This window comes from Chryseobacterium taichungense (assembly GCF_900109935.1).
In the GTDB taxonomy this organism is placed as follows: Bacteria; Bacteroidota; Bacteroidia; order Flavobacteriales; family Weeksellaceae; genus Chryseobacterium; species Chryseobacterium taichungense.
In genome coordinates, this window is the sequence record NZ_FOBV01000001.1 from 808,009 (window position 1) to 818,273 (window position 10,265).

The 10,265-nt window shown below is 36.0% G+C and carries 7 protein-coding genes and 1 rRNA gene; 7 read left to right on the forward strand and 1 reads right to left on the reverse strand.

The window, feature by feature from the left end:
• Positions 1-20 precede the first annotated feature (20 nt).
• From BMW64_RS03735 to BMW64_RS03765, 7 genes are all read left to right on the forward strand, one after another.
• On the forward strand, positions 21-1,532 hold the full coding sequence (locus tag BMW64_RS03735) for a BamA/TamA family outer membrane protein (protein WP_228400825.1): 1,512 nt from the start codon (positions 21-23) through the stop codon (positions 1,530-1,532).
• Positions 1,533-1,645: 113 nt separating this feature from the next.
• On the forward strand, positions 1,646-3,994 hold the full coding sequence (locus BMW64_RS03740) for a phosphocholine-specific phospholipase C (RefSeq protein WP_089998470.1): 2,349 nt from the start codon (positions 1,646-1,648) through the stop codon (positions 3,992-3,994).
• A 231-nt stretch (positions 3,995-4,225) separates the two neighbouring features.
• Complete coding sequence (locus tag BMW64_RS03745; RefSeq protein ID WP_089998471.1) at positions 4,226-4,801, forward strand: hypothetical protein; 576 nt, start codon at positions 4,226-4,228, stop codon at positions 4,799-4,801.
• A gap of 92 nt (positions 4,802-4,893) precedes the next feature.
• Positions 4,894-5,697, forward strand: a complete 804-nt coding sequence (locus tag BMW64_RS03750; protein ID WP_089998472.1) for a WxL protein host-binding domain-containing protein — start codon at positions 4,894-4,896, stop codon at positions 5,695-5,697.
• 64 nt (positions 5,698-5,761) lie between these two features.
• The gene (locus BMW64_RS03755; RefSeq protein ID WP_228400826.1) at positions 5,762-8,431 is read left to right on the forward strand and encodes a COG1470 family protein; all 2,670 of its coding nucleotides are present in this window, start codon (positions 5,762-5,764) and stop codon (positions 8,429-8,431) included.
• A gap of 8 nt (positions 8,432-8,439) precedes the next feature.
• Positions 8,440-8,949 carry a hypothetical protein gene (locus tag BMW64_RS03760; protein ID WP_228400827.1) on the forward strand — a complete coding sequence of 170 codons (510 nt, stop codon included), beginning with the start codon at positions 8,440-8,442 and terminating at the stop codon, positions 8,947-8,949.
• Positions 8,950-8,988: 39 nt separating this feature from the next.
• The gene (locus BMW64_RS03765) at positions 8,989-9,474 is read left to right on the forward strand and encodes a hypothetical protein (protein ID WP_089998475.1); all 486 of its coding nucleotides are present in this window, start codon (positions 8,989-8,991) and stop codon (positions 9,472-9,474) included.
• 680 nt (positions 9,475-10,154) lie between these two features.
• Here BMW64_RS03765 and rrf read toward each other — a convergent pair.
• Positions 10,155-10,263: ribosomal RNA gene (rrf, locus tag BMW64_RS03770) — 5S ribosomal RNA — on the reverse strand.
• Between the last annotated feature and the right edge of the window lie 2 nt (positions 10,264-10,265).

Genomic DNA, 10,265 nt, shown 5'->3' on the forward strand with positions numbered 1-10,265 from the left:
TTATTGATTCAGAAACTAACGTGAAAAAAAAGGTGAAAGATTCTGCTTCGGCGGTGAAATTTCTCGATTCTCTTGCTCAAAACAATTATTTTTTCACCCAGCTGAAAGAGGTTAGAAAAAAAGGTGACACGACGGAAATTGTTTTTCATAAAGGTAAAAACTTTAATGAGACGTACGTCAGACTTTCAGATTCTATTTCAGGTAAAATAAAAGGTGACAAAGAGTTTTTTACCAAAAACTTAGATTCAACTAAGAAGAATATTAATAAAAGGTATATTGATGATGGTTTTGCATTCAGCAGAATAAAATCTAAATACAAAGGACAGAAAAACGGCTATCCTTTGGTAGAGCTCGATATTAATAAGAACGACAAAAGAACCATTGACGGATTCGTGGTGAAGGGCTATACCAGTGTTCCGAAAAGGTTTATGAAAAATCTTGAAAAGGAGTTTAAAGGTAAAACCTACGATGACAAAAACCTTCTTGCGATCAACAAATCTTTTCAAAGCCATCAGTTTATTTCTCTCGAACGGCCTCCGCAGACGATGTTTACAAAAGACTCAACCAGTATTTATCTTTTCATGGAAAAGAAAAAAACCAACAGCTTTGATGGGGTAATCGGGTTCGGAAATGATAAAACAGATAAATTCACATTGAACGGAACCCTGAATGTTAATTTCAGGAATATATTCAACAGCTTTGAAACGATAAATCTTTACTGGCAGCGAAATCCGGATAAAGGACAGACATTTGACCTGCAGACCGACGTTCCTTATCTCTTCAAATCGAATGTCGGATTGAATATGAAGGTAAATATCTTTCGTCAGGATTCTACGTTTGCCAATGTTAAGGCGCTTCCTGCTTTTTATTATCACCTTAATTCAAGGAATAAAATCGGCCTCAGGGGAACTTTTGAAAGCTCCAGCATTATAGACACTTTATATGTGCAGGGGAAAGATTACAACAAAAAAGGGATCGGGATCTGGTTTGAAATGGTAGAACCTACCGACATTGACCTTTTCCTTTACAAAACCAGAATTAACGCCGGATACGATTATCTTGCTACAAGATATACCAAAGATAATATCAACTCTCCGCAAAATCAGTTTTACTTTTTCGGGGAACACAATTACCATATCAACGGAAACCATTTCCTTAATCTCAAGGCAGAAGGGGCGATGATGGATTCAAAGATTGATTTCTCTGCTAATGAATTATACCGCTTCGGAGGCTGGAACTCGATGCGCGGCTTCAATGAAAATTCCCTGGCAGCAGATTTCTACTATTACGGAGGTTTAGAATACCGGTATCTCATCGGGAGCCAAGCCTTTTTTGATGTCTTCGGACAGTATGGACAGCTCAACAATAAGTCTCTCAACGTAAAGCCCAAACTCTACAGTGTCGGGCTTGGATTCAATTTTTTTATCCCGATCGGGCTCATGAGTTTCCAGCTTTCTAATGGTAATGAGTTTGGAAATCCCTTTAAATTTAATGATATTAAAATCCATTGGGGAATTCTGAGTAGATTTTAGTTTAAAATTAAGTGCAATACTAATTTAAAGATCTGTCAATAATTTTTAACATTAAAACAAAAGAAATCGCAGGAAAACCTATTAACTTGCGGTTTCTTTCTATTATATACCCTATGAACAGAAGAGAATTTTTGGAAAAATCAGGTCTTTTGCTGGCCGGTTTAGGAACTTCAAGTGTTTTACATCCTGCTATTCTGAAGGCTTTAGAGATTGAGCCCGCCGCTTTATCTACTTTTTATGATGCAGAACATGTAGTAATTCTTATGCAGGAAAACCGTTCTTTCGATCATGCATTCGGGGCATTAAAAGGTGTAAGGGGATTCTCCGATCGCAGAGCTTTTATCAAACAGGATGGACATTCTGTGTTTTTCCAGAAAAATAATGACGGGAAATATGCCGCTCCTGCCCGTCTTGATTTAAGAAATACAAAGTCGACATGGATGAGCTCGCTTCCACACTCCTGGAACAACCAGCAACAAGCTTTGAATAAAGGAAAATACGATCAATGGCTTCAGGCGAAGGCTTCAGGAAATGAAGATTATAAAAATATTCCTTTAACTCTGGGATATTATAACCGTGAAGATCTTCCTTTTTATTACCAGCTGGCAGATGCCTTTACGATCTTTGACCAGTATTTTTCTTCTTCATTAACAGGAACTACACCCAACAGGCTTTTCCACTGGTCCGGAACTTTACGGGAAGAGAAAAACGGGAGAGTAAAGCCTAATGTTTACAATGAAAATATTGATTATGATAAAGACCATCAGGCAAGATGGAAAAGTTTTCCTGAAATTTTGGAAGAACAGAATATTTCCTGGAAAATATATCAGAATGAGATCAGCCTTCCGAAAGGAATGTCGGGTGAGCAGGAAGCCTGGCTGAGCAATTTTACTGACAACCCGATTGAATGGTTTTCAAAGTTTAATGTAAAATTTTCAAAAGGGTATCATCAGTATATTCCGAACGTCATTACTCATCTGCAAAATGAAATTAAAAAATATCCAAATCAGAAAGAGAAACTTGAAAAAATGATCGCTGAGCTGAAAGAGGATAAGATAAAATATCATCCTGATCAGTTCGAAAAACTTTCGCAGGAAGAAAAAAATCTTCACGAGAAGGCATTCACCACTAATATTAATGATCCTGATTATTGGAATCTTGAAATCGGACAGGATGAAAACGGTGAAAGGCTGGTGGTCCCTAAAGGTGACGTTTTGCATCAGTTCAGAAAAGATGTTGAAAATAAACAACTTCCATTAGTTTCATGGCTTATTGCTCCTGAGCATTTTTCAGATCATCCCGGATCTCCATGGTATGGGGCATGGTATATTTCCGAGGTGCTGAATATCCTCACACAGGATCCCGAAATCTGGAAGAAAACGATTTTCATTATTAATTATGATGAAAATGACGGTTATTTTGATCACGTTTTGCCTTTTGCTCCACCTTTAAATCCAAGTCAACCAGTAGATATGAATGGACCAGAGGGTGTGGAATACGTTAATAGAACACAGGAGTATATATTGTCATCAACATTAAAGGACCACGAAAAAGTAGAAGGTACAGTTGGGTTGGGATACCGGGTTCCAATGATCATCGCATCACCATGGACTAAAGGAGGATTTGTAAATTCTGAGGTTTCGGATCATACTTCCGTGCTGATGTTCCTGGAAAAATTTATTCAGAAAAAATTTAATAAAGATGTTACTATAGACAATATTAGCGATTGGAGACGGGCAATATGTGGGGATCTGACATCAGCTTTTAATTCACCCCAAATAAAAATTCCGAAAATGGATTTTCTGGATCAGAAAGAATATGCGAAAACAATCAATTCAGCGAAAAATAAGCCTATTCCTGATCTGAAATGGTATGAAGAAAATGAGCTAAATAACCAACTTCTTGAAATTCAGGAGCCGGGCATAAAGCCTTCTCATGCACTACCCTATAATTTTCACGTAAATTTTGAAGATGAGAAAATTAAAATGCTTAATTTAAAAGAACGGGCAGTTCCGCTTATTATTTATGACAGAACAAAGTTTGAGACGGATGATTTTTATTTTTCCTATGCTTTATATTCAGAACAGGAATTATCACATCCTATCAATTCGGAAATCTATGATTATGAAGTTTTTGGCCCGAATGGTTTTTACAGACACTTTAAAGGCAGCAATACTCCTGAACTAGAAATTTCGTTGAATAATATTCCAGCAAAAAATAAAGTTGAAATAATTGTTAAAAAGGATAAAAAAAGCATTACCGGGAAGATAACGCTTGAAAATCTTTATGAAAAGAAAAAAACAGAAATTTCATTAACACCAATACAAGAAAAAATCATTGTTGATTTAAATAAAACAAAAGGCTGGTATGATTTGAAAATAGAATCTGATAATAATATATGGCATTTTGCCGGCCGCCTTGAGAATGGTAAATCATCAATTTCTGATCCGCACTGGAGCTGAAATAGATAATGTGAATACTGTATTTTAAAGCCTCATATCTAAATTATGGGGCTTTTTTGATTTATTGACTACAATCATAAATCATAATTATTTTTTTTCATAACTATGTGAAAAATAATACGCATTAAATATAAAACATTGATAATTAACAAATAAAATTCAAATTTTGTGTTAAAATATTTCATAATATATTGAATTTTATTAATTTCACATTTACCAAATTATTCAACCATGAAAAGAATTAAATTTACTTTAGCTGTATCAGCTATTGCTTTTGCTTCAGTACAAGTGAAAGCACAGGATTCAAACACTGACAGTCATACCATTGCCATCACAATTCCGGAAGTAGCATTGGCAGACATCGAACCAGCCGCCAACAAAAATATTACACTCGGTTTTACCGCTCCGACAGAAGCTGGCCTTCCTATTGTTGCAAATGGGACAAATAATACACTCTGGCTTAATTATTCTTCTATCAAATCGGCTACAGATGCTACACGAAATGTTTCGGTAAGGCTGGATGCCCTTGTTCCCGGAATTGATATCAGAGTTACAGCAGCAGCGGCCACAGGATCAGGATCAGGAACTTTAGGAACTCCATCTGCGCAATTAACTTTGAGTGCTGCAGATCAAACCCTTATTTCGGGGATCGGCAGTGCTTATACCGGTGATGGTGCCAATAATGGCCATAATCTTACGTATGCACTCGCTCCCGGAAGCGGATCAGGTACCGTCGCAGCATATGGAGATCTTGAAGCCACAACCACTGCTATAGCTACAGTAACATACACTATTTCTGACAATTAACCTTTAAACCATTCAGATTTTCTTATCAGGAGAAATTGTATTATAATTTCTCCCTGTACAATATTGCATTTTTTCAACTATAAATATTACAAATGATAAAGAATATTTGTTTTCAAATTATTTTATTAATAGTCTCGTTTAGCAGTATAAAGGCTAACATCATTATACTTAATGGTCTTACCCATAACTACAATATAGAAGCTGGAAAAGTTTATAAAGGGAAAATTTCCGTGGAAAACGCAGGCAATCGCACACAAAATGTGAAATTTTTCTTGCAGGATTTTACTTACAGCGCAGATGGGTCAAGCGTTTATTCCAGTCCAAATACGAATGAAAAAACGAATACTAACTGGATAAAACTAAACACCAATCTTATTAGTCTGAAAGCCAAAGAAAAAGCTGAAATATTTTATGAAATAACGGTTCCCACCAATGCGCCAGATCCCGGAAGCTATTGGAGTGTTATCATAGCAGAGCCCGTGGAAGAAATTAAACCTACTAATGATAAAATGGGTGTCAATATTACGTCCGTTGTACGATATGCAATTCAGGTGATCACCGACCTGCGTTCTGAAGATGCAAAGCCTGATCTGAAATTTGAAGGAGTAAAGATTGATAAGGATGAAGGCAAACGAATCTTAAAAGTTGCCATCGCCAATATTGGAAATCTTTATTGCAAGCCTGTGACAAGCATCGACATCTATGATAAAAAAAGCGGACAGAAAATGGGAGCTTTTTCCAGTCAGGCTATGGGGCTGCTGCCACAAACCTCAAAATCATTTCATATTGATCTCAGTAAAATACCTGCCGCAAAATATAATGCAGTATTAATTGCTACAGATGAGAATGAAAATGCTTTTGCGCTCAACCTTGAATTGGAAGTAAAGGATGATTAGGAATAGTCTTAAATATATTATCCTGCTATTCCCAATGCTAATTTTTGCTCAAAAAAACCACTTTGTGAGTCAAGATAGCCTGCAACCGGGGACATCAACTTCTGTTTCGTTGGTTTTGGAAAACAATACTTCCGAAGATAAAATGTATGATATCAGTCTTGAAACTTCCAGTTCTTTTATCATACCGATATTAAAAAATGGTGAATTGAAACTACCCTCAAATGAAAAAAATGTATATATCATACCTTTGAAAATAGCTGCAGAAGCAGCACAGGGAAAATATTTTATAACATTAAACGGAACAGAGAGAAATACTCAGGAAAAACTGATTGAAAAATTCCAGTTCTTTATTTTACCTAATAGAAAATTAGAATTATCAACGTTAAATTTTCCCGAATTTGTAAGAGCCGGAGAAAAAATTAAAGCTAATTTCCTTTTGAAGAATAATGGAAACAGTACAGAAAATTTAATTCTGGAAAGTAAAAATGCGGTAATAAAAGAAAGTACATTTTTACAATTATTACCCGGTGAAAATAAAACAATAACAATTTCAAAAGCTACCAATTCTCAATTAGTCACCAATGAATATCAGAATATAAGTCTTTCTGTATATTTTGCCGAACATCCGAATGAAAAACAAACCGCTTATGCAAGTGTGAAAGTTATTTCAATAAAACCTGCGGAAGACAATATTTTTCACAGACTTCCGGCAGCCGCTTCAATCTCGTGGGTCGGAATGAGAAATCGTGGTGAGTACAATGATGGTTTTCAAGGTGAAATATATGGAAAAGGAAGTTTAGACAAAGACAATAAAAATCTCATTGAATTTAGAGCACTGACTAAAAATCCGGTAGAATTTAATTCATTCACACAATATGAAGAGTATTTTTTGAATTATAAGCGTAACAATATCTCGATTCATTTGGGAGACAAGAATTATTCGTCTTCTTTTCTTACTGAATATGCACGATACGGTCGTGGTGTGGAAATTCAGATTGATTTTAAGAATATAAGCATTGGTGGTTTTTATAATCATCCACGATTTTTCCGGGATATTAGAGATGAGTATAATGTATATTCGAAATTTAAAATTTCTAAAGAATCAGAAATAAATGTCGGTTATTTACATAAAATCCCAAGAACAGAAAATATAGGTTGGAGATTCTCAAATTATAAATTAGTCTTTAATGCCCATTTGCCATATCTTACGGGAAAATTTAAACTGAATAAAAATCTTGAAGTTTTAGGAGAAGCCTCTTATAGTAAAACCGATGAAAGCGAGGATGCAGGACTTATGATACAGACGGTTGCCCGTTTTGAAAAATTTAGCGGAAATATTACGTATATGAAAACAGGGCCAGAATTCGCCGGCTATTTCAATAATACAAGTACTCTTAATGGAAATATTCATTATAAACTTCTGAGAAAAGTAAATTTAACTGCCAGTTTCATTCAGGATGCAAAGAAATTCCAGCGTGATACACTTTTCCTGGCTGCCCCTTACCGTAGATTTTTACAATATGGAATTCAGTATAAATATCTTAAGAGCGGATCCTTACTGCTTTCACATGGGTTCCAAAGGTACCAGGACAGGCTTATGCCCAGAGAATTTGATTACAAAGAGCGATTTTTGAGAATCAGCCTGGATCAGCAGATTGGTATTCTTCAATTTAATATCGAAGGACAGTTTGGACAAACAGATAATTATCTTACAGGTTATTCCGGAAGTTCAAGTTTTTATACGGCCAATATTGGCTTTGAAAAATATAAAACGTCATTCAATATATACGGAAGTTATGCTGAAACGGCACGCTACGAATTGCAGAATCAAAAACAATTTTATTATGGCGCAAGAATTTTAAGCAGAATTTCGGACCGTACAAGTTTCAGTATATTTTATCAGAACAATTATATGCCGGAAGATTATTATGCAGACCGAAATCTTTTCGAGCTTTTGTATCACCAACAAATTTTACCAGGGCATGACCTTGATGTCTCCGGAAGATATACACTGCAACGTGGCGAACTGGGAAATAAAGACTTTGTTTTTTCACTTCGCTATACACTTCATATGAATATTCCAGTACAGAAAACAGCAGAATATATAAGCCTCTCCGGAAATATTGATAATCTCGGAGTAAAAAGAATAGAAGGCATTCGGCTGATGCTGGGAAACCATCTGTCTGTTACAGATAAACAGGGAAATTTTTTATTTAAAAATATTATTCCCGGAGAGTATATGCTGGAAATCGACCGGTCGACAACTGGGATTAACGATATTCCGGCTACCAATATTCCTGTATCGCTAAATCTCATTAATAAAGAAAATATTTTCAATTTTGCCCTTACCAGTGCCGCCCGTATTGAAGGAAATATTCACTTGACCCATATGGGAGAACAAAAAAGCTTTGCACATCTTCCTGTTAAAACTGAAAAAAAGAAAAAAGAAAATATAATCATTGAAGTATCAAATGGTGATCAGACGTACCGGAAAATAGCCTTAATCGGAGAGAGTTTTGATTTCACATACCTGCGTCCGGGAGAATGGCAATTGAAGATATTCAGAAATGGCCTTGACAAAAGATATAAAATCCCCATAGACCAATATAAGTTTATACTTCATCCTTCAGAAAATAAAATCTTGAATATTGATATTATAAAGCAACAGGCAGAAGTAAAATATCAGCAGGAAACCATTAAAGTTAGTTATAATGAAATGAAAAAAAAGAAATGAATTATCTAATGCCTATTTTACTAATACTATGTTGTAAAACTTTTTCGCAGACTACAGGAAATAAAACTGTTGACTTTACACTACCTGTGGTAACCTTAATGGATGTAGAGCCTTCCGGTACTATTGCATTAAACTACACCGCACCTAGTGAAGCTGGAAGACAAATATCAGCACCTGCAGTTAATACAACCAAATGGATCAACTATACTTCCGCAATTGCTCCCGGAGGAATCTCAAAAAGAATAACAGTAGCTATTAACCAAAGCTTGCCCGGCGTTGATATAAAAATTCAGGCAGCAGCTTCCGGAACCGGCGGAGGCACTTTAGGAGCACCTTCAGGACAAATCACATTATCTACCACTGCACAAACATTAATCAGCGGTATTGGAGGAGCTTTTACGGGAAACGGTACAAATAGCGGTCATAGATTAAGCATTACACTTTCAACAAATACATATGCTAATCTGTTTGCCGGTTCAAATACACCTGTTGTTATTACATATACGATAACAGAATGATATATAACAATTGAAAACAAATTTATTACCGATAACTTTATGAAGAATACATTATTTTTTATTTTATTTTTAAGTCTTCAATTAAAGTCTCAAAGAACACTTACCGTAGGCGGAACAAATTGGTCACCAAGCATACTTCCAATTACTGAAGCAGGAAGCAATTATCCAGGGACTTATGAGAGTCAATCAAATCAGATTTTATTGAATGCAACTGTCCCTCTGTTATTAGCAAGTGGAAAAATAACGATGCACTACGAACCCAATTCTACATGGAACACTAATCTTATTCTTCAGGCAAGACGTACAGGAACCGGTACAACAACTTGTGTGCTATGCTCAATATCCGGTGGCACATCCTATACAACTATACCTTCTACCGACGTTGAATTATTTCAGATTCAGGCAGTCGCATCTCTTGCGTCCTATTCAAATATACCTGTACAATTACAGCTGAGCGGTATTTCGGTAACGATTCCAGCAGCAAGCTACAGCAGCAGAATTGTTTTTACTATAAGCGCTTTATAAAATAAATCCATTTTTCAGGAGCTTACTCTCGCTATCCGCTCTTACTCCTCGCGCCGTTGCTTGTCCCGTCTAAGGCCTAATATGCCATTCCCTGCTGTGGGGTAACCGCTCCTATCGAGGCTAGGTGTTTGTCGGTATTCTAGCACTGGCCTGTTACAAATAACTCTTCGGCCGGAAGTCGGAATTAAAATAAACTATGAGTAATAAGCAATAAAATTACAGTCTTTTAAGATGTTATTTATCCCGACTCTAATTCTATAAACTTCTAATTTTCCCTGATGTATATAAAATCCCTGATGCGATGCCTATATCCCTTTAGAATAAGATATGAATAATATTTTAAAGCAAGCCCTGAAGGGGCGCCATCCTATAGCACCGGGTACAACCCGGTGGAATGTTAATCCCAAATTCCATCGAACCCTAATGAGGCGTAATTATGAGTAATGAATGACAGGTAATAAATAATAGGTAATAAGTGATTTAATGTTAAATGTTAAATTTTTAAACGTTAAATCTTCAATCTCATGGTCTTTTCTCGTTGGTTCTTTTTACTTTTTCCCTGGTTCTTTGTTATTGGGGTATGCTGTTTACCTTAAACTTTGAATCTTGAATATTGAATCTTGAATGGTATAAAAACGAAAAAAGTCTCACACATTGCTGTATGAGACTTTTAATAAAAAAACTGGCGGCGACCTACTCTCCCGCTATTCGCAGTACCATCGGCGCTGGTGGGCTTAACTTCTGTGTTCGGAATGGGAACAGGTGAGCCCCACCGCTAAAACCACCCTAAA

What these genes read in the sequence shown, in the direction of transcription:
- BMW64_RS03740 (WP_089998470.1), top strand. Translation starts at nt 1,646, where the DNA reads ATGAACAGAAGAGAATTTTTGGAAAAATCAGGTCTTTTGCTGGCCGGT.
- BMW64_RS03745 (WP_089998471.1), top strand. Translation starts at nt 4,226, where the DNA reads ATGAAAAGAATTAAATTTACTTTAGCTGTATCAGCTATTGCTTTTGCT.
- BMW64_RS03750 (WP_089998472.1), top strand. Translation starts at nt 4,894, where the DNA reads ATGATAAAGAATATTTGTTTTCAAATTATTTTATTAATAGTCTCGTTT.
- BMW64_RS03760 (WP_228400827.1), top strand. Translation starts at nt 8,440, where the DNA reads ATGCCTATTTTACTAATACTATGTTGTAAAACTTTTTCGCAGACTACA.
- BMW64_RS03765 (WP_089998475.1), top strand. Translation starts at nt 8,989, where the DNA reads ATGAAGAATACATTATTTTTTATTTTATTTTTAAGTCTTCAATTAAAG.